Annotated in this window: 14 protein-coding genes and 1 tRNA gene; 7 read left to right on the forward strand and 8 right to left on the reverse strand. The window is 73.0% G+C overall.

What is annotated here, in order from left to right:
- Positions 1-22: 22 nt before the first annotated feature.
- The 4 genes from IE278_RS36745 to IE278_RS36760 form a co-directional block, all read right to left on the reverse strand.
- Positions 23-289, reverse strand: a complete 267-nt coding sequence (locus IE278_RS36745; protein ID WP_189779216.1) for a chaplin — start codon at positions 287-289, stop codon at positions 23-25.
- 195 nt (positions 290-484) lie between these two features.
- Positions 485-2,101 carry a serine/threonine-protein kinase gene (locus tag IE278_RS36750; protein ID WP_189779218.1) on the reverse strand — a complete coding sequence of 539 codons (1,617 nt, stop codon included), beginning with the start codon at positions 2,099-2,101 and terminating at the stop codon, positions 485-487.
- Positions 2,102-2,184: 83 nt separating this feature from the next.
- Entirely contained in the window at positions 2,185-2,613 is a 429-nt protein-coding gene (locus IE278_RS36755) for a VOC family protein (RefSeq protein WP_189779221.1), read from the reverse strand.
- 256 nt (positions 2,614-2,869) lie between these two features.
- Positions 2,870-2,942, reverse strand: a tRNA-Arg gene (locus IE278_RS36760).
- 311 nt (positions 2,943-3,253) lie between these two features.
- Here IE278_RS36760 and IE278_RS36765 point away from each other — a divergent pair.
- The 4 genes from IE278_RS36765 to IE278_RS36780 all read left to right on the forward strand — a co-directional run bounded on the left by IE278_RS36765 (position 3,254) and on the right by IE278_RS36780 (position 9,434).
- Positions 3,254-4,861: a dynamin family protein gene (locus tag IE278_RS36765; protein WP_189779223.1), complete on the forward strand. Its 1,608-nt coding sequence runs from the start codon at positions 3,254-3,256 to the stop codon at positions 4,859-4,861.
- A 5-nt stretch (positions 4,862-4,866) separates the two neighbouring features.
- Complete coding sequence (locus IE278_RS36770; RefSeq protein ID WP_189779285.1) at positions 4,867-6,876, forward strand: YfjP family GTPase; 2,010 nt, start codon at positions 4,867-4,869, stop codon at positions 6,874-6,876.
- A 250-nt stretch (positions 6,877-7,126) separates the two neighbouring features.
- On the forward strand, positions 7,127-7,681 hold the full coding sequence (locus IE278_RS36775; protein WP_189779225.1) for a single-stranded DNA-binding protein: 555 nt from the start codon (positions 7,127-7,129) through the stop codon (positions 7,679-7,681).
- A 337-nt stretch (positions 7,682-8,018) separates the two neighbouring features.
- On the forward strand, positions 8,019-9,434 hold the full coding sequence (locus tag IE278_RS36780; RefSeq protein ID WP_246571273.1) for a Cys-Gln thioester bond-forming surface protein: 1,416 nt from the start codon (positions 8,019-8,021) through the stop codon (positions 9,432-9,434).
- Positions 9,435-9,704: 270 nt separating this feature from the next.
- On the opposite strand, the gene IE278_RS36785 is transcribed toward IE278_RS36780, so the two are convergent.
- Positions 9,705-9,854, reverse strand: a complete 150-nt coding sequence (locus tag IE278_RS36785) for a hypothetical protein (protein WP_189779295.1) — start codon at positions 9,852-9,854, stop codon at positions 9,705-9,707.
- Between the two features lie 149 nt (positions 9,855-10,003).
- Here IE278_RS36785 and ettA point away from each other — a divergent pair, with 149 nt between their 5' ends.
- Genes ettA through IE278_RS36800 form a run of 3 tightly spaced genes read left to right on the forward strand, consistent with a single transcriptional unit; the run spans position 10,004 to position 12,839 of the window.
- Complete coding sequence (ettA, locus tag IE278_RS36790; RefSeq protein WP_189779229.1) at positions 10,004-11,668, forward strand: energy-dependent translational throttle protein EttA; 1,665 nt, start codon at positions 10,004-10,006, stop codon at positions 11,666-11,668.
- A 5-nt stretch (positions 11,669-11,673) separates the two neighbouring features.
- On the forward strand, positions 11,674-12,099 hold the full coding sequence (locus tag IE278_RS36795) for an acyl-CoA thioesterase (protein WP_189779231.1): 426 nt from the start codon (positions 11,674-11,676) through the stop codon (positions 12,097-12,099).
- On the forward strand, positions 12,096-12,839 hold the full coding sequence (locus IE278_RS36800; protein WP_189779233.1) for a DUF8010 domain-containing protein: 744 nt from the start codon (positions 12,096-12,098) through the stop codon (positions 12,837-12,839). The genes IE278_RS36795 and IE278_RS36800 overlap by 4 nt, the downstream gene beginning before the upstream one ends.
- Before the next feature lie 28 nt (positions 12,840-12,867).
- Here the strand turns inward: IE278_RS36800 and IE278_RS36805 are convergent, their stop codons facing one another.
- The 3 genes from IE278_RS36805 to IE278_RS36815 all read right to left on the reverse strand — a co-directional run bounded on the left by IE278_RS36805 (position 12,868) and on the right by IE278_RS36815 (position 20,453).
- Positions 12,868-13,869 (reverse strand): ABC transporter ATP-binding protein, encoded by a 1,002-nt coding sequence (locus IE278_RS36805; RefSeq protein ID WP_189779235.1) that lies wholly within the window; start codon positions 13,867-13,869, stop codon positions 12,868-12,870.
- An 85-nt stretch (positions 13,870-13,954) separates the two neighbouring features.
- Positions 13,955-16,858 carry an FtsX-like permease family protein gene (locus IE278_RS36810; protein ID WP_373312192.1) on the reverse strand — a complete coding sequence of 968 codons (2,904 nt, stop codon included), beginning with the start codon at positions 16,856-16,858 and terminating at the stop codon, positions 13,955-13,957.
- Entirely contained in the window at positions 16,851-20,453 is a 3,603-nt protein-coding gene (locus tag IE278_RS36815) for an FtsX-like permease family protein (protein ID WP_246571276.1), read from the reverse strand. Before IE278_RS36815 ends, IE278_RS36810 begins: the two co-directional genes overlap by 8 nt.
- Positions 20,454-20,619 lie beyond the last annotated feature (166 nt).

The raw sequence follows: 20,619 nt of genomic DNA on the forward strand, positions 1-20,619 counted from the left end.
TTCGCTTCGGTGGGGCGGCGGCTCAGTGGCCGTAACCCTCGTGCTTGTCGTCGATGTTGGCGCACTGGTTGCCGAACGCCGGGTTCAGCAGGGCGATGACGTTGACGGTGTTGCCGCAGAGGTTGACCGGGATGTGGATCGGAACCTGGACGACGTTGCCCGACGCCACGCCGGGCGAGCCGACGGCCGTGCCCGCGGCGTCCGCGTCCGCCATGGCCAGACCGGCACCACTGAGCACAACGGCACCCGTGCCGAGAGCGACACCGGCTGCCTTCGCGATGCGAGACATCACGTTTCTCCTTCGAATCGGTGAGCGCGGAGGCATGAACGCGACCGCACTGCCCGTTCAACGCCAGGACTCACGGTGGGTAACGGCACGCAACGTGACACATTCACCAAGTCGTGTCATACCGGGTCATAGATCATATGAGCTGCCTGGTTCGGTGAGGCCCACGCGCGCGTGCGATTCAGGGGCGGGAGCGGTTCAGGGGCGTGTGCAGCGGCCTGTCGGGTTGGCGGCCGGGGGACGGCACTGGAGGTTGTAGTCGTCCGCGCTCGTGCTCGCGTACCGGCCGACACAGTCGGTCGGCGTGGTCCTGCCGCGATCCTCGCAGAAGGCCAGGGCGTCGCGGCCGTCGGTGAAGGGCCCCGGCGCGTAGACGACCCAGTAGCCCGGGCGCAGGGACGCGTAGTCGTCGCTGCGGAGGTAGACGGCCTCGGGGACGGACTTCCGGACGGCGGCGAGCCGCCGGTCCCGGGCGGCGGTGCCGGAGCCGACCGGTTCGGAGAAGAGCTGGGCGATCCACTGGCCTCCCGCGGCGGGGGAGGAGCCGGGGGCGGACGGCTCGGCCGTGGGCTTCGACGTGGGTGTCGGAGCCGACGACCGCTTCGAGGACGGCGCGGACGGTGAGGGCGTCGAGTTCGACGAGGACGACGAGGCGGCGGGGTCGGCGCCGCTCTTGGCACCGTCCTCCTTGCCGCCGCTGCCACCCTGGTCGCCCAGGGTGAGGACCAGGGCGGTCGCGGCCGTAGCGAGGGCGACCACGACGACGGCGACGGTGGCGACGAGCGCCGCACGCCCGCCGCGCCCGGAGGGGCGGTCGTCCCCGACGCGCGTCGGCTCCTCACCCGGTGTGGCGCCCGATGCTCTGCCCGGCGCTTCGGTGGGTGCTTCGGCGGGCGCGGGCGTGGGCGTGGGGCCGGCGGGCGCGGACGGGACGCCGAGGGCGCGGGTCGGGGGCGTGGTGGGTCCGGGCGGCAGCGGGGCGGTCGTCGTCGGCAGCGCCCAGTCCGGCGTCGTGCCCGTCTCGACCTGCGCCAGCATCGCGTCCAGCCGCGCCGCGTCGGGCCTGGCCGCCGGATCCCGTACGAGCAGGGTCTGGAGTACGGGTGCCAGCGGGCCGGAGCGCACCGGCGGGGGCACGGCCTCGTCGAGTACGGCGGCCAGGGTGGCCAGGGTCGTCCCGCGGCGCAGCGGACTGACGCCCTCGACGCACACGTACAGGACGAGCCCCAGGGACCAGAGGTCGGACGCCGGGTCGTCGTCGTTGCCGCGGATCCGCTCGGGGGCGATGTACTCGGGTGAGCCGATGAGTTCGCCGGTCGCCGTCAGCGCGGTGGACCCCTGGAGTGCCGCGATGCCGAAGTCGGTGAGGACGGCGGAGCCGTCGGTGCGCAGCAGGATGTTGGCGGGTTTGACGTCCCGGTGCTGGACCCCGGCCGCGTCGGCGGCGCGCAGGGCGCCGAGCACCTGGCGGCCCAGCCGGGCGGCCTCCGTGGGCGGCAAGGGGCCGTCGGCGAGCCGCTCCTGGAGCGAGACGCCTTCGACCAGTTCCATCACGAGCCAGGGGTGCGGGTCGTCGTCCACGATGTGATGGATCATCACCACGTTCGGGTGGCTGACCCGGGCCAGCGCCCGCGCCTCGCGCAGCACCCGCGCGCGGACGGCTTCGGAGGCCGCAGCGTCGTGCCGTACGGCCTTGAGGGCGACCTCCCGGTGCAGCACGTTGTCCCGTGCCCGCCAGACGGTGCCCATACCGCCGCTGCCGAGCCGCGCGACCAGCTCGAAGCGACCGTCGATCATGTCCCCCGGTGCGTTCATGGCGGACAGATTAGTGGGGGCGGGCAGCGGCGCCGACGGAGCGGGCGGGCAGCGGCGCGGGGCGTGCGGGCGGGGAGGGATCCTCAGTCGATGCAGAACTCGTTGCCCTCGATGTCCCGCATGGGGATGCACGCGTCGGTGCCGTCGTACAGCGTCCGCACGTGCACCGCGCCGAGCGGGACCAGTCGCGCGCGTTCGGCCTCCAGGGCGGCGAGGCGCTCCTCACCCACGAGTCCGGTGCCGACCCGTACGTCGAGATGCAGCCGGTTCTTGGCGGCCTTCCCTTCGGGGACGCGCTGGAAGTACAGACGCGGACCGACACCGGAGGGATCGACGCAGGCGAACCACGCGTCCCGCTGCTCGGGTGGCTGCGAGCCCTTGTACTCGTCCCAAGTGGCGAACCCCTCCGGCGGCGGCGGTACGACGTATCCCAGCACCTCGCACCAGAAACGGGCGAGGCGCTCGGGTTCCGCGCAGTCGAAGGTGACTTGGAACTTCTTGGCCGACGTCATCCGGTCACCGTAGGGGCGCGTGTCGCCCCATGTCACGAACATGTCCTGAAGACGATCAAGAAGCGACCCGGACAACCGTACGGCCCATCTGGGAGGACGGAAAGCAGAGCCGCGGGGCAGCAGTCGCCCGGCTCGTTCACCCGCTCCCTGAAAGAGTGAGTGCCGGGGTCGGCGACGGCTGTCGGAATCAAGCCGTCGGCTGCCCTGCCCTGACACGGTGCAGCCCCGTAAGAGGCTGCCTGTAAGGAGCTGTGCGCGCCCCCGGCAGGACTCGAACCTGCGGCCAAGCGCTTAGAAGGCGCCTGCTCTATCCACTGAGCTACGGGGGCCGGGTGTGGTGGCCTGTGGTGCTGGTGCCCGGGTATGGGCGGGGCTGTGACCTTGCCGGGGACAAGGATAGAGCTCCTGGGTCCCTGCGCTTCGCGCTTCACCTCCGTGGCTCGATGTGGAGGTTCAGTGAAGCGGTCCTGATAATCGCAGGCAGGTACGAATCGTGCATCGCTTTTGGCGTCTCACGCCCCGGGTGTTGTGCACTCGTTATGCCTGCGCCCCAGTCGTCCCTTAGGCCCCGTGTGTCCAATCGGCGCGCAGACATGCCCATATGCTTTAGAAAGCCTGCAAAATTGGGCATTCTTCGCATGTGGTGACCTTGGACGTACGGCCCCAGCTGCTCGACGCACTCTCCGCCCTGCGCGACCGTGTCGCCGCCTCACGCTTCCCGCTGCCCCTGGCGGGGGCTCCACGCGCGCGTGCCAACCGCGACGAACTGCTCGCGCAACTCGACGACTATCTCGTGCCCCGGTTGAGAGAACCCGAAGCACCCCTGCTCGCCGTGATCGGAGGATCGACGGGGGCGGGCAAGTCGACGCTGGTCAACTCCCTTGTGGGGCGGCGGGTCAGTGAGGCCGGGGTGCTCCGGCCCACGACGCGTACTCCGGTGCTCGTGTGCCACCCCGAGGACCATCACTGGTTCAGCGGGATGCGCGTACTGCCCGACCTCACGCGTGTGTGGATGCCGCAACAGGACGTCGACGACGATCCGCTGCTGCCCGGAGAGGAGGACATGCGTGTCCTGCGCATCGAGACCGCCGACACCCTGCCCCGGGGGCTCGCGCTCCTCGACGCGCCCGACATCGACTCCCTGGTGGCCGGAAACCGGGTGCTCGCCGCGGAACTCATGTGCGCGGCGGACATCTGGGTGATGGTCACCACGGCGGCACGGTACGCCGACGCGGTGCCCTGGCATCTGCTGCGTACCGCGAAGGACCATGACGCCACCCTCGTCACCGTGCTCGACCGGGTGCCCCACCAGGTGGTGTCCGAGGTCTCGCGGCAGTTCGGCGCGCTCCTCGCCAAGGCGGGACTGGGCGACGTGCCCCGCTTCACCGTGCCCGAGCTGCCCGAGTCGGCCTGGGGCGGGGGACTGCTTCCGGCCACCGCCGTGGCGCCCCTGCGCGCCTGGCTGGCCCAGCAGGCGCAGGATCCGGCCGCCCGCCATCAGTCGATGGCACGCACCGCGTACGGGGCGCTGAACTCGCTCAAGTCGCGGATGCCCGAGCTGGCCTCCGCCGCCGCGGCCCAGTACGCCGCCGCGCTGCGGCTCACCGCGGCCGTCGACGGGGCGTACGACAGCGAGTACACCCGTCTGCGGGGCCGACTGCAGGCCGGGGCGGTCCTCGCCGGGGGTGCGCTCAAACGGTGGCGAAGTTACCCGCTGGACTCCAGCGCCGGTGAACTGCTGGACGCGCTCGTCGAGAGCCTGGCCGCACTCCTGCTGTGCGCCGTCACCGCGGCCGACGAGCGCATCGACGAGGCGTGGCGGCGCGAACCCGCCGCGGGCGCGCCGGGGCTGACGGACCGCGATCCGACGCTGGAGAGCGCCGAGCACCGTATCGGGATGGCGGCACGACGCTGGCGCCGCGTCCTGGAGGAGTACGCGGAGGAAGAAGTACGCGCACTGGAGAAGAGCGTCGCGCCGGATCCCGAGGTGGTGGCCGCGCTGGTCGCCACCGCGCTCCTGGGCGGCAGGCGGGCACGTTCCGCGGGCGAGGGGCTCGCCGAGCGGATCGGCGCGCACGGGGCGCTGCGGCTGCGCGACAAGGGCGGGCGGCTGCTCACCGAGTACCTCGACAAGGCGCTGCACAACGAACGGGAGCGGCGGCTCGCGCCGCTCGACGCACTCGACGTACATCCGGAACCCCAGGCCGAACTCATCGCCGCGCTGTCGGTACTGCAGAAGGAGAGGTGACCGCGGTGACCGCCGTCACGGACCACACGGATCACGCCGACCAGCCGGGAGACGACGACGCCCGCAAGAAGGGCGCTGACGGGGACATCGTGCGCAAGGAGAGGCCCGGCAGGGACATCGTGCGCAAGGAGAAGGGTGATTCCGCCCGTGGGCGGGGGCGCGGGTCCACCGAGGCGGGCGCCGGCTCCGGTCGTGCGGAGGGCACCGCCGTGGCGGGCGGAGGAGTCGCCGAGGGCGTCGACGGAGCCGGGGACGCGGTCTCCGCGGACGCGGCGGGTGGCTGGGACGACGGGCTGATCGCGCGGCGCGTGTCCGCCACGGCCGAGGGCCATGCCAGGCCCGTACAGGAGGTCGTCGTGGACCACAGGCCGCCCGCGGTGGCACCCCTCGCGTACGACGGGCCGTTGCGGTCCCGTCTCGACGCGCTGCGCGAACTGGTGGGGCTCTCCAGGACGCGGCTGGACAGCCGGACCCTCGCCGAGGCGGGACAGGTCCTGGACGAGGCCGCGGCGCGGCGCAGGCTCTCGGGGCAGCACACGGTCGTCGCGATCGCGGGCGCCACCGGAAGCGGGAAGTCGCAGCTCTTCAACGCGCTCGCCGGAGTGGCCATCTCGGAGACCGGGGTCCGCAGGCCGACCACCGCCGCCCCCATCGCGTGCAGTTGGAGCGACGGCGCGGCGGGCCTCATCGACCGGCTCGGCATCCCCGGACGGTTGCGCCGCAGGCCGCTGCAGAGCGCCGAGGCCGAGGCGCAGCTGCGCGGGCTCGTCCTGGTGGACCTGCCCGACCACGACTCGGCGGCCGTCCAGCACCGGGAGCACGTGGACCGGATCCTCGCCCTCGTGGACGCCGTCATCTGGGTCGTCGACCCGGAGAAGTACGCCGACGCGGTACTTCATGAGCGCTATCTGCGGCCCATGGCGGGCCACGCGGAAGTCACCTTCGTGGTCCTCAATCAGGTCGACCGGCTACCCGGAGAGGCCGCCGACCAGGTGCTCGACGACCTGCGGCGGCTGCTCGACGACGACGGGATCGCGCTCGGCGAGTACGGCGAGCCGGGCGCGACCGTTCTCGCGCTGTCCGCGCTCACCGGTGAGGGCATCGGGGAACTGCGCGAGGTACTCGGTCACTTCGTGGCCGAGCGGGGCGCCGCGGCCCGCCGGATCTCGGCCGACGTGGACGCGGCCGCGGTGCGTCTGTGGCCCGTCTACGCCAACCGGCGGCAGGCCGGGCTCAGCGAGGAGGCACGCGACGAGTTCGCCGACCGGCTCGCCGACGCGGTCGGTGCCACGGCGGCGGGCGAGGCCGCCGAGCGCGCGTGGCGCCGCAACGCCAACCGCGCGTGCGGCACGCCCTGGCTGCGGCTGTGGCGCTGGTACCAGGACCGGCGCGAGCCCGCGACGGGGCGGCTGTCCGTGCGGGCGTACGACGACGAGGAGGCCACGGCGCGGCAACGCGTCGAGCAGGCGGTGCGCACGGTGGCCGAGCAGGCGACCGACGGACTGCCCGCGCCCTGGGCCCAGGCGGTCCGTGAGGCGGCCGTACGGGGGTCGCAGGGGCTGTGCGAGGCCCTGGACGAACTGGCGGTACGGGCCGGGACACCGATGGGCCGGCCCCCGCGTCCGGGCTGGTGGCCGGCCGCCGTACTCGCGCAGGCGTCCATGACCGTCCTTCAGGTCGTCGGGGGACTGTGGCTGTTGGGCCAGGTCATCGGCTTCATGTCGCCGAACCTCGGGGTGCCGGCGCTGCTGATGGTCATCGGCATCGTGGGCGGCCCGGCTGTCGAGTGGGCCTGCAGACTCGCGGCGAACGGGCCCGCGCGGCGGTACGGGTCCGAGGCGGAACGGAGACTGCGGGAGGCGGCGTCGGGATGCGGGCGGGCCCGGGTTCTCGATCCGGTGGCGGCGGAGTTGCTGCGGTACCGGGAGGTGCGGGAGCAGTTCCTGCGGGTGTCGGGGATCGCGGGGGTCACCGGGGTCTCGGGGGTCACGGGGGTCGGGGCCTCGGCCGGGTGAGGGCCGGGACCGGGACCGAGGTCGGGACCGAGGCTGCGGCCGGGGCCAGGGGCGGGGTGGAAGGTCTCGTTCGGGTGGGCGAGTTGTCCACAACCGGGGGCCGGCCCACAGGGCTCAGCGCGTTCGGGCCGACGGAGGCAGTCTGAGGTTCGCGGCGAACACGACGTGATCGCGATGTCGTGGCCGCCGCGACGAACAGACGCAGCCGTACGGGACGGTCCCGTACGTGTGGGCAGGGAGGCTTTCCGCGATGAACGAGACGACGGTGTGTGTGGTGGGGAACGTGGCGACGCAGCCCGTGTTCCGGGAGACGGCGGCGGGCCCGTCGGCGAGGTTCCGGCTCGCGGTCACGCAGCGGTTCTGGGACCGCGAGAAGAACGCGTGGCGGGACGGGCACACCAACTTCTTCACGGTGTGGGCCAATCGGGCGCTGGCGGCGAACGTTCAGGCGTCCGTGTCGCTCGGGGAGCCGCTGATGGTGCGAGGCAGGCTGAAGGTCCGCTCCGAGCAGCGCGACGGGCAGTCGTGGACGGGCGCGGAGATCGAGGCCACGGCGATCGGGCACGATCTGGCGCGCGGTACCGCGGCGTTCCGCAGGACGCTCAGGGGCGATCAGGCAACGGACCGGACAGCGGACCGGACAGCGGATCAGGTGTCCGGCCGGTCGTCGGGCGCGCTGGCCCGTCCGGAGCCGAACTGGGAGACGGAGCCGGCCGCGCCGACCGCTGAGGCCGGTGAAGCCGCTGAGGCCGGGCAGGCCCATGAGGCGGCTCTGCAGGGGCAGGAACCGGCCTTGGCGATGTGAACGCGGTGACCGCGGTGCCAGCGGTGACTGCGATGCCAGCGGTGGAACTGCGGCGACTGTGTGGCTGCGGTGACTGTGAGTGACGCGGCCTCGGTCTGACCGAAGTGCGGCTTATCGGGGACTGCGTTGCGAACGGTCCCGTGGATTTGTCGACAAGTCCGGCCCGCAACCGGCTCTGGCGATAACGATTCCGATTCGGATCACTGATCGGATGACATGACCGGGGAGACAGCTGCGCCCCGTCCTTAGGATGCCGGGCATAGCTCTCGGGGCTGCTGATTCCGCTGGTGGGACCGTAACCCTCCAGTTCAACGGGTCCCGCTCGAAAGGGAATTCTGTGCTTTCTTCGTTCTCTGCGCCGTCCGTGCACGGGCGAGGTGCCGCCGCCGCCCGCCTGGCCGCGGTGGTGCTCGTGTCCGGCCTCGTCGCCGTGAGCGCCGTGACTACCGCCGGTGCGGCCGTCGCGGACGAACTCCCCCTGAGCCAGGGTGGCGCGACCGCCACGATAGGCGGCCTCAAGACCTCCGGGCCCGCGGTCATCCACGAGGAGGGCGGGGACAAGCAGGTCTCCGCCGGACTCTTCGAGATGTCCGTCGACAACGGCGGCACCCTGCAGACCTACTGCGTCGACATCTACAGCCCGACGCAGAAGGACGCCAAGTACCAGGAGACCCCCTGGAGCGGCACGTCGCTGAACGGGAACCCCGACGCGGGCCGGATCCGCTGGATCCTGCAGAACTCCTACCCGCAGGTCAACGACCTCGCCGCGCTGGCCGCGAAGGCGGGCGCGAAGGGCCTCACGCAGCAGGACGCGGCGGTCGGCACACAGGTGGCGATCTGGCGGTACTCGGACGGCGCCGACGTGGACGCCGTGGACCCGCGGGCAGAGAAGCTCGCCGACTATCTGCAGCGCAGCGCACGCGACCTGGCGGAGCCCGCCGCCTCCCTGGAGCTGGATCCGCCCGCGGTCTCCGGCCGCCCGGGTGAGCTGCTCGGCCCGGTCACCGTGCGCACCAACGCGGCCGGGGTGACCGTGACGCCGCTCGCCGACGCCACGAGCGGAGTGAAGGTCGTCGGCCGGGACGGCAAGGAGATCACGTCCGCGACCGACGGCAGCGAGCTGTTCTTCGACGTGGCCGAGGACGCCGCGGACGGTTCGGCCGCGCTGACGGTGCAGGCCTCGACCACCGTGCCGGTCGGTCGGGCCTTCGCCTCGGAGACCAGGAGCCAGACGCAGATCCTGGCCGGTTCCAGCGAGTCGACGGTCTCCGCGGCGGCGACCGCGAACTGGGCCGCCGCGGGCGCGATACCCGCGCTGTCGGCGGAGAAGAACTGCGCGGAGGGCGGCCTCGACGTCACTGCGGTGAACGAGGGCGACGAGGCGTTCACCTTCGAGCTGATGGGCACCGAGCACACCGTCGAGGCGGGCTCGTCGCAGACCGTGACGGTTCCGCTGCGGGAGGACCAGGCGTACGACTTCACGGTCGAGGGGCCGGGTGGCTACGAGAAGCGGTTCCAGGGCGTGCTCGACTGCCGGACGCAGAGCGGCGCCGCCGCCGACGAGACTGTCCAGACGCTGAACGAGCCCAGCCCCGCCACGGTCGGCGGCACGTCCGCCACGACCGCCGACCTCGCCGAGACCGGCGCGTCGAGCGCCACCCCGGTGATAGCCGGAATCGCGATCGGCCTGGTCCTGATCGGCGGCGCGGCGATCCTCTTCATCCGCAAGAAGAAGACACCTACGCAGGACTGAGCGCCGGAGGGGCTGAGCACCGCCGCCGGCCCGAGCCGCTCAAGGGTGCGACCGGGACCGGCGCGGCCGGCGCTCACGGCTGCCCTTCGCCCAGCAGCGGGGCGAGGGGGTCCTCGGTGAGGGGGACAAGCGCGGCCAGTGCCTTGTCATAGGCCGGACGCGGGAAGACGTAGGGCCCCAGAGGCAGCCGGCCCCACTCCGACCGGTGGGCGGCGCCCGCCCGGCCGAATCCACCGAGTATCGCCGGGGGGCCTGACGGCGGGGGCGCGGCTATCTGCGGCGTCGGGCGTACCAGGTCACGGTCAGGATGATCAGGAATGCGATCACGAACGCCCAGACGGTCGTCGCGGTGTCGTAGGACGAGTACACGATGGCGAGCATGCGTGGCGGATACCCGGCATGCGGCGCGACAGCCGTCATACCGCCGAGCGCACCGGGAACATGTGCGGTCGGCAGTGAAACGCCAGGTCAGGTGCTCGCAACCGAACGCGTTTCCCCCGGGGGGTAGCCGTGCGGCAAGATGGGGTGTATCTGCCCACTGCCGATTTCAAGCGTCCGGACGGTTTCTCTTGGCTGAGTTCATTTACACCATGCGCAAGACGCGCAAAGCGCACGGCGACAAGGTGATTCTTGATGACGTCACCCTGAACTTCCTGCCGGGGGCGAAGATCGGCGTCGTCGGGCCGAACGGTGCCGGTAAGTCGACCGTGCTGAAGATCATGGCGGGCCTTGAGCAGCCGTCGAACGGTGACGCGTTCCTGTCACCCGGATACAGCGTCGGCATCCTCATGCAGGAGCCGGAGCTGGACGAGAGCAAGACCGTCCTGGAGAACGTCCAGGACGGCGCCGTCGAGCTCATGGGCAAGCTCAAGCGCTTCAACGAGGTCGCCGAGCTGATGGCGACCGACTACTCGGACGCGCTCATGGAGGAGATGGGCAAGCTCCAGGACGACCTGGACCACTCCAACGCCTGGGACCTCGACGCGCAGCTGGAGCAGGCCATGGACGCGCTGGGCTGCCCGCCCGGCGACTGGCCCGTCACCACCCTCTCCGGTGGTGAGAAGCGCCGCGTCGCGCTCTGCAAGCTCCTCATCGAGGCGCCCGACCTGCTGCTCCTCGACGAGCCCACCAACCATCTCGACGCCGAGTCGGTGAACTGGCTGGAGCAGCACCTGCAGAAGTACTCGGGCGCCGTCGTCGCCGTCACTCACGACCGGTACTTCCTGAACAACGTCGCCGAGTGGATCCTCGAACTGGACCGCGGCCGCGCGATCCCCTACGAGGGCAACTACTCCACGTACCTCGACAAGAAGTCCACCCGCCTCAAGGTCGAGGGCCGCAAGGACGAGAAGCGCCAGAAGCGGCTCAAGGAAGAGCTGGAGTGGGTCCGGTCCAACGCCAAGGGCCGCCAGACCAAGTCCAAGGCTCGCCTCGCCCGGTACGAGGAGATGGCGGCCGAGGCCGACAAGATGCGGAAGCTGGACTTCGAGGAGATCCAGATCCCGCCGGGCCCGCGGCTCGGCTCCATCGTCGTCGAGGTCAACAACCTCTCCAAGGCCTTCGGCGACAAGGTTCTGATCGATGACCTGAGCTTCACGCTGCCGCGTAACGGGATCGTCGGGGTCATCGGCCCCAACGGCGCCGGCAAGACCACGCTGTTCAAGATGATCCAGGGCCTGGAGACCCCGGACTCCGGCGCCATCAAGGTCGGCGACACCGTCAAGATCAGCTACGTCGACCAGAGTCGCGCCAACATCGACCCCAAGAAGTCGCTGTGGGCCGTCGTCTCCGACGAACTGGACTACATCAACGTCGGCCAGGTCGAGATGCCGTCGCGGGCGTACGTCTCCGCCTTCGGCTTCAAGGGCCCGGACCAGCAGAAGCCGGCCGGTGTCCTCTCCGGTGGTGAGCGCAACCGGCTGAACCTCGCGCTGACGCTCAAGGAGGGCGGCAACCTGCTGCTCCTCGACGAGCCCACCAACGACCTCGACGTGGAGACCCTCTCGTCGCTGGAGAACGCGCTGCTCGAGTTCCCCGGCGCGGCCGTGGTCATCTCCCACGACCGGTGGTTCCTGGACCGGGTCGCGACGCACATCCTCGCCTACGAGGGTGAGTCGAAGTGGTACTGGTTCGAGGGCAACTTCGAGTCGTACGAGAAGAACAAGGTCGAGCGGCTCGGAGCGGACGCCGCGCGCCCGCACCGCGCCACCTACAAGAAGCTGACCCGGGGCTGATCTCCTTGCGGCACATCTACCGCTGCCCGCTGCGCTGGGCGGACATGGACGCGTACGGCCACATCAACAACGTGGTCTTCCTCCGCTATCTGGAGGAGGCGCGTATCGACTTCCTGTTCCGCCCGGACAAGGATTTCCAGCAGGGGTCCGTGGTGGCACGCCATGAGATCGACTACAAGCAGCAGTTGGTGCACCGCCACACACCGGTGGACATCGAGCTGTGGGTCACGCAGATCAGGGCGGCGTCCTTCACCATCGCCTACGAGGTCAAGGACCCGGACCAGGTGTATGTCCGGGCCCAGACGGTGATAGTGCCGTTCGACTTCGAGGCGCAGCGGCCGCGTCGCATCACCGCGGAGGAGCGCGAGTTCCTTCAGGAGTACACGGACGACCAGGCCGGTTCCGCGGGCGCGGAGGCCGTCGCCGCATGACGGCCCTGCACCTCGTCGACGAGGGGGAGGCGGCGGATCTCGCCGCCTTCCTGGCCCGGCTGATCCACTACGACCGGGCCGCCGCCGTGCGGCTGCAGGCGTCGGGGACGACGCTCGCGGTGTTCGGCCGGCCGCCGTCGTTCGAGGTGCTTGCCATCCGCACGGCACGGCTCGCCAAGCCGTACGAGAACGGTCTCGACGTCACCCTCGACGTGACGGTCTCGGCCGGTGAACTCCTGGAGTCCCTCGACGAGGCGGCGGCCACGGCTGCCGTGCCCGCCGCCGTCACCGGGCCGCCCTGGGCCGGAGTACTGCCGCCGCGCGGCGGCTGGCGGCCGGAGCCGGGGCTGCCCGCGCTCGACGCCGTACGCACGATGGTGGCCGCGGCCGTCGCCGAATTCCGGTCACGGATCGACGAGTTGGCGCCCGAGGCCCGTACGCGGTCCGCGCTCGACGACATCGGGCGGGAGATCTGGTCCCGGCCGGTCGGGGACACCGAACTCCCGGTACGGGCCGCCCACGCGGCCCAGTCGCTGGGATTCCTCAGGCCCGCCCGTACCGCCGCGCCCGGCACCTCCGCCGCGCCCGGCGCATCCTCCGCACAGGGCACCTCCGCCGGTTCCGGTGAGGCCGCACTGCGGCTGCTGTCCTCCGGCGCGTGGCTCAGGCTGCGGACGCCGTACGGGACGATCGCCGTACGCAAGGCGGGACTCGGGGCGCTGGACGTCAGCGTCCGCTGAGCGTCCCGACGCCAACTCGGCCTCCGCGTCAGTGGTGTTCGCTGTCGTCCGGCCATACGCCGATGTGGTCCGGTTCGAGTTCCAGGGCGACGCGGTCGCGCATCCCGAGGGCCTCGGTGTACTCGGCGGGCAGCTGGAGCCGGCCGGCCCGGTCGAGCATCGCGTACTCACGGGCCACCACCGTCTCGTGGCCGGTCGTGGCGTCCACCTCGGTGCGGCGCAGGACCTCCGTGGACGTACGGCCGTCCCTGATCGCGACCGTCCGGCGGACCTCACCGGCGACCGCCTGGTCGTGCGTGACGATCACGATGGTCGTGCCCAGGCGTTCGTTCGCCGTGCGGAAGGCGGCGAAGATCTGCTCGGCGGTGTGCGAGTCGAGTTCACCGGTCGGTTCGTCGGCGAGGAGGACGGCGGGGTCGTTGGCCAGCGCCACGGCGATGGCGACGCGCTGCTGCTGACCGCCGGACATCTGGAACGGGCGCCGGCCCCGGCACTCCGCGACCTCCAGCAACTCCAGCAACTCCAGGGCGCGTTGGGCCTGCGCGCGACGGCCCTTGCGGGAGCCGCCGAGCTGCATCGGCAGGGTGACGTTCTGGGCGGCCGTCAGATAGGGCAGGAGATTGCGGGCCGTCTGCTGCCAGACGAAGCCGACGGTTTCGCGCCGGTAGCCGAGCCGGTCCTTCGCCCCCATGGTCAGCAGGTCGTGCCCCGCGACCCGGGCGGCGCCCGCGGTGGGGGTGTCCAGACCGGCCAGGATGTTCATCAGGGTCGACTTGCCACTGCCGGACGCGCCGACCAGCGCCATCAACTCGCCCTCGCGCACGAGGAGATCGAGGCCCTGGAGCGCCTGGACCTCCACGCCGTCCGTGGAGAAGATCCGCACCAGCCGGTCACAGGTGATCAGGGCGTCATGGCCGTAGGCGGGGCGGTCGCGGCGGTCGGCGGCACGCTGGGCGAGGTCGGCGAAGGAGGGACCTGCCGGACCGGTCGGACCGGGGCCGGCGGGGCCGACGGAGTCGGTGGTCGTCATCGGGCGTCTCCGGTCGTGGTCGTCATCCGGTGGCTCCGGCTGGTGATGGTCGTCAACGGGCGGCTTCCCATGGTTGCGGCAGGTCTCATCGGGCGTCCCCCGCCCGTAGCTCCCTGACCGAACCCCGTCGCCCGGTCCACCACGCCTGGGCCGCGGCGACCCCCGTGGCGACGAGGAGCACGGCGAGCGCGGGCAGGAGCAGGGACGCCGGGTCGGTGTGCAGCGCGGCGGTGCCGGGGGGAGGGGTGTCACCGGGGGTGGCGAGGGCCACGGCGGTCAGGTCGACGCCTGGCGCCAGCAGACGGACCGCTGCCCAGCCCGTCAGCGCCCCGCCCACCGCGGCGAGCAGGGCCTGCGGCAGCGCTTCCAGCACGAGCAGCCGGCGGCCCTGGCTGCGGGTGAGGCCCATGGTGCGCAGCCGGGCCAGCAGGGCCGAGCGTTCGGGTGCGGCGCGTACGAGGGCGAGCAGCAGGGCGAGTACGGCGTATCCGGAGCCGGCGGCCACCGCGACCGCGTAGACGCGTTCGGCGCCGGACTGGAGAGGGGAGTCTACGTAACGCGCGCGTTCGTCGGCCCGCAGGCGTACGTCCGCGGCGGGGCCCGCGGCCTTGCGCAGGGCGCCCTTGTCGAGGTGGTCGCCGGTCAGCAGGAGCGCCGTCGGACGGGCGGGGACGGCGCCCAGGCCGGCGCGGTCCACGACGAGGAACTCGGTGCCCGACACGGCCGGGGTCAGCTCGCGTACGACGGTGATGCGGACGGTGATCTCGCTGCCGTCCTCCAGGCGTACCGGGACGGGCCCCGTGCCGTAGCGGTCGGCGACCGTGGGGGAGGCGAGGGCGGGCAGCGGGGCCCCGGACCCACCCGCCGCCTTCGACCCACCCGTCGCCTTCGACCCGCCGGCAGTCTTCGACGCGCCGGAAGCCTTCGACCCGCCCGCCGCCTTCAACTCGTCCGCCGCGAAGGCCCCGAGGTGCGTGCCGCGTGCCAGCCGGGCGTATCCCTCGGGGTCCACGCCGGCGAGGGGTACCGTCTCCACGCCGGTCCCGGGCCTGGCCTGGTAGCCGATGCTCAGAGGGGTGACCTCGCGTACGCCGGATGCCGAGCGCAGCTGTTGCGGGAGGCCGGCGGGCAGCGCGCCCATCACCTCGACGCGGGCGTCGGCCCCGAGGTTCAGCAGGGCCGCCCGGTCCCGTGCGTCCGCGACGCCCGCCAGGACCGACCCGCCGAACGCGGCCGTGGTGAGGGCCGTCAGCAGGGCGAGCAGGGGCAGCACCGCGGAGACGGAGGTACGGCCGGCGCGGGCCAGTGAGAGATGCCCGACCGCACCGCGCAGCCGTCCTGCGGGGCGGGCCAGCCAGCGCAGCGGCAGCGGATGGAGCCGGACCAGCACGAGCGCGGCGATCACACCGATCAGCACCGGTGCCAGCGCGACGAGTTGGTCACCGGAGCCGGAACCGGCGGCGTCCAGGTCCGCCGCGTCACCGGAGCCCGAGGCGGAGCCGGAGCCGCCCGAGGTCCCCCGGCTCCGCAGCGCGTACACCGCCGCCGACGCCAGTACCAGCAGGGTGAGTTCGGCGACGGTACGGCGGCGCGAGGGGCGTACGTCCGCGAGGTCCTCGCGGGCGCCGTGGACGCGTACGGCACGGTGGGTGAGCCAGGCGCGTACGGGCAGCATGGCGCAGGCGAGGAGCGCGACCGCGGCGGCGGTCCAGACGGCGTACGACAGGCGGCCGTACGGGACGGCGAGCAGGGCGGCCGCGAGGCCGAGCGCGGCGGCCGGTACCGCGACCACCGCCGTCTCGGCGAACAGCCGGGCCGTCAGACCGCGCAGGGAGACGCCCCGGGCGCGCAGCAGGGTGAGTTCGCCGCGGCGGCGGTCGGCGGCGAGACCGCCGGCCATGAGCAGGACCACGGCCGCGACCGTGGCGCTGCCGAACGCGGCGACGGCGATCAGCGGGCGGATGCCGGAGCGCAGTTCGGCGTACGAGGCGAGGACGTCGTCGAGGTCGGTGCTCGCGTCGGCCTCCGGGTCCGTGAGCGCGCGCACCTTCAGCAGACCGGGGCCCGACTCCAGCGCGGCGATCGCGCTCGCCAGGCGGGGCAGTTCGCGCGCGGTCAGGGCGGAGGGGGCCGGGGCCAGCTGCCAGTAGCGGGCGGGGGCACCGGGCGTGCCGAGGAGCGCGGGTGCCGCGTCCGGGGCCAGCAGGAGCGTGCCGACCCAGTACGTGCTCGGTTCGGCGCCCTGGGCGGGGAGCCGCACGAGCGACGGGGTGCGCAGGATGGGCTGGGTCGCCCAGTACGCGCCCTCCCGGTCGCGCGGGGCGACGATGCCGGTGACGCGTACGGCGAGCGGGGCGCGTTCGACGGCGGGAACGTGGATCACCGAACCCACCTCGATGTGCAGGCGTTCGGCGGTCTCCGTGGTGACCGCGGCCTCCAGTTCCGCGGTCGTGGCGGTGACCGGGCCGTCGGCGCGCGGGAGACGGCCCGCGCGCAGCCGGGCGTGTTCGGCGAGGCCGTTCTGCGCGGCGAGGGTCATGTGCGCGGGCAGCCCGGTCGGCCTCGGCAGCCACTTCTCCGCCGCTTCGAGGGTTTTCGTGGTGCGCACCCCGTACGCGGACTGTCCGGGCTCGGCGACCAGCGGCCGCTCGATCACCTTCAGGATGCGCTCGTACCGCTCGCGCACCGCGGCCGGGCGCAGGACCGACTCGCGTTCCCCCTGCGTGGCGCCGAGGGAGGGCGGCGGGGCCGACATCTGTACGGAGGTCCGCAGGGCCGTGGCGTCGGTGACCGCCCGGCGCAGGCCCGCGTCCTCGTAGCGGTCGACGGCACGCGGGAAGGACGCGGCCAGGCAGACGGTCGCCAGCACCAGCAGGGCGAGGGCGACGGCGGCACCGGGCGCGGCGCGCAGCCGGGTGCGGATCCACGGGGCGACGGGGGGTTCGGTATCCCGACGCGTGAAGGTCCACCGGCGGCCCACCTCACTCACCCCCCTGCTCGTGCAGCGAACGCAACGACCGGAGCGACGAGGCCGAGTCGCCCCGCCGCAGCACCAGCACAACGGTGACGATCAGCGGCGCGACCACCAGGCCCGCCAGCAGGAACGCGACGCGGCCGAGGGGCAGTTCCACCAGTACCTCCGGGACCGGCCGGGTGGCCCGGGACGTCAGCACGATCAACGGGACGACCGCCCGGGTCAGTACCGCTCCCAGCGCCACCCCGACCACCAGGGCCAGCGCCACCAGTACCCCCTGCTCGGCCGCGACCAGCCGGGCCAGTTGGCGGCGGGGCGCCCCCAGCGCGCGCAGCAGCGCGAACTCGGCGCCCCGCTCCCGCAGCGAGCCCGCCGTGCTCACCGCGAAGCCGACCGCGGCCAGCGCGGCGGCGACCACGGAGGCCGCGGCGAACGCCGCCTCGGGTCCCGCCCCGAACGGATCGTCCCGCAGGCGTTCCGCGATCTCGTCGCGCACGACGACCTGCGACGGTTCGACGTCGGGCCGTTCGCGCAACTGGGCCGCCACGCGCGCCGCGGCGCCCGGCTCGGTCCGCAGCCACCACTCGGTGGGCGCGACGCTCTCCCCGTACCGCTCCTCCAGGACCCGGTTCACGGAGCGCAGATCCACCAGCAGCGCCCCGCCGGAACTCCGTGTGGCGTCCGAGCCCTCCGTGGTCGGCAGCGCGCGGACGCTCTCCACGATCCGGACCGGTACGGCCGAGCCGCCGAAGGGGACGTCGAGCCGTTCTCCCTCGCGCGCGCCCGCGGCCTTCAGGAAGTCGTCGGTCGCGACCGCCTCGACCTCGGGTGCGGCGGGCCGTTCCGCCTGCAGCCGGATCGTCACCGACGAGGTCTCCCAGGGGGTCTCCCGGGGGATGTAACCGGTTCCGTAGGTCACGGTCAGCGGGCGCTCGGACTCCACGTCCGGGCCCGTCGGGGTGTTGCCCGCCTTGGGGTCCGCGGTGGTCTGGTTGTTATGGGACGTCACCAGCCAGGACGGGGGAGCCGTCAGCCGCCGCCGCGTCCCGTCGGACGTCGTGGCCGTCAACTGCTCGACGGACAGGCGGTGTTCCTCCGCGCGCCCGGTCGGCTGGGACATGTCCAGCTGCGCCCCGGTCAGCGAGAGCGGTTCGGCGGCCCGGTCGGACGGTGCCCGCTCGGCCTGCGCCAGCCGCACGGTGAGGCGGTGCGCCTTGCCGTCGGCGGGGAGTTCGCCGGCGGACATGCGGTACGGGGTGCCGTAGCGGTCCTCCAGCGTCAGGGTGACGTCCGCCGTCATCTTGGAGCGGTACGGAGCCGAGTCCGGGTCCGGGTCCGAGCCCGAGTCCGGGGGCTGCGCGCTCGCCCGGATGCGCAGTTCCAGTTCCAGCCGCGTGCTGTCCTTCGGCAGGGTCGCGCCCACCGAACCGGCCCGGCCGGGGCCGAGTCCGGCCAGCAGCCGCCCGGCGGGTTCGTCCGCCAGGTCCCCGCGCAGCAGCAACGCGTCGGCGTCCCCGCTCCCGGAACCGCCGTCTGAGCCGCCGTCGGAACCGCCGTCGGAGTGGTCACCGGAACTGTCACGGGAACCCTCGCCGGAGTCCGCCCCGGCGCCCTCCGTGTCCAGTGCCAGCACCGCAGCCGTCCGGTTGCCGGACAGCGGCAGCGTCGTACGCATGGCGGGGGCCGCCCCGCTCACGCCGTCCAGGTCCGCGTAGAGCCCGGCCCGGGACAAGCCGTCCTCGCCGCCCGCCAGGACCCGTACGGGCGCGCCGGCCAGGAAGTCCGCCTGGTCGTCCTGCGAGCGGTTCCACGACGCGCCCTGGCCGATCGCGAGCATGCCCATGGCGACGGCGAGGACCAGCAGCAGGACCGGTCCTGCGCCGCGCATCGGACGGCGGCTGAACTGCCAGCCCGCGAGAGCCGTCGGGAGCCCACGGCCACCCGCCGCGCGCCGCTCGGCGAGACGGGCCACGGGCGGCATGAGGCGCAGGGTGAGGACCGTCCCGGCCAGCAGGGCCAGCGCGGGGGCGGCGACCAGCAGGGGATCGATGCCGAGCGTGTCCGTGGGCGTCGCCGCCGACCGACCGGGGCCGGTGGAGGTGACGGCGCCGGAGGTCTGCCGGCTCAACCGCCAGTACGCGACGGCCGCGATGACCAGCAGGCCGATGTCGGCGCCCGCCCGTACCGGCGCCGGGAGCGAGCGGGCACGGCCGCCGCCCGCCGCGCCCTCCTCCCGCGCGGTCAGCGCGGGTACGGTCACCGCCAGCGCGCATCCCAGGGCGACCGCGGCGGCCGTCGCCCACACCGCGCCGGCCGCCGCAGAGGTGTCCAGGCGCAGCCCGATCCGCGACAGCGCCCCCTGGCCTGCCAGCAGCCGCGTCAACGGCCCGGCGAGCAGGGGCGCGCAGACGGCGGCCGGCAGGGCGAGGAACGAGGCCTCCAGCGCGGCGAGCGCGGCCACGCGTCCGCGCGAGGCGCCACGCGCCCGCAACAGCCGTGTCTCACCTGCTCGTTCGACGCTCAGCAGCCGGGCCACGAGCAGCAGCGCGTAGCCGGCGAGCAGGGCGAGCTGGAGCGCGACGATCAGCAGCGTCGAGCGGGACACCAGCAACGACCGCTCCACCCGCTCCAGTTCCTCCGGCAGCGAGGTCGTGACGGCCGTGGTGCCGTGCAGCGCGGGCGACTTGAGCAGGGTGCGGGGCCCGGCGGTCGCCGCCTCCCGCAGGGCGCCGATCCGCCCGGTCGTCAGCGCGGAGAAGTCGGCGGACGCCAGCCAGGCGGTCGGCCCGGAGCTGACCAGCCGCCCGGATCCGCTGCCCGCGAGCACCGCCGGGTCCGCCAGCAGCGGCCCGTACGTCGTGAAGTCGACCTTGGTGACCCCGCGTCCGTGCAGGTCGTCCAGCTGCCAGTAGGGCGAGGTGACGCGCACGGGCCGGTAGAGGCCGGTCACCAGGACCCGTACCTTCGGGCCGTCGAACCGGTCGACGAGCGTCAGCCGCGTGCCCGGTTCGACCGCCAGCCGGCGGGCGGCGGTCTCGGGGAGGGCCACCTCGATCTCGCGGCCGTCGGCGAGGTCGCCCGGGGCCCGGGGCGTGCGTCCCTCGACCGTCCGCACCTGGGAGGGGTCAAGCGCCGCGAAGTGGGTGAGGTCCGGGTCCTTCGTGCGGGCGGCGGGCTCCTGGAGGGACCTCGGCAGGGCGTAGGGCCCCGACCGGGACAACGTCCGCAGGGTCACGGGCAGCCCGTCGAAGGTACGCCGGGCGCCGTCCCGTACGGCCTGGTCGGCGGCCTCGCGCTCCTCGGCGGGGACATCGGCCTTGACGACCAGGGTCGTGGCGGCGGCGCTCTGGGTGTCCCCCTTGCCGGTCGTGCCGGTCTTACCGGCCTTACCGCTCTTACCGGTCGAGTCCGTCGCGTCGGCCGTGCCGGTCTTGCCGACCGTGTCCGTCGTACCCGCCGCGGTCGCCGCGGTCGCCGACGTGTCGAGCAGTGAGTGCCGCAGTGCCGCGTCGCCGATCGCGCCCGAGTACGCGGTCAGGGTCGCCAGGACGGCCGTCGTCAGCAGGACGGTGAGCAGCGCGGCGGCCAGCAGCAGACGATGCGCTCGCACACGCAGTAGGACGAACCCCGTCACCCGGCCCCCCGCCGTATCGCCGGACACCCCGGATCTTCCGATGATGTTGTCAGAGGCGAGGGGACGCGGGTAAGCGCTTGAGTACCGGGTTTGACCGGATCGTGATCGGAATTCGGTGACGCGTGACCGGAATCCGCGCGTC

The organism is Streptomyces tauricus, from assembly GCF_014650955.1.
Lineage (GTDB): Bacteria > Actinomycetota > Actinomycetes > Streptomycetales > Streptomycetaceae > Streptomyces > Streptomyces tauricus.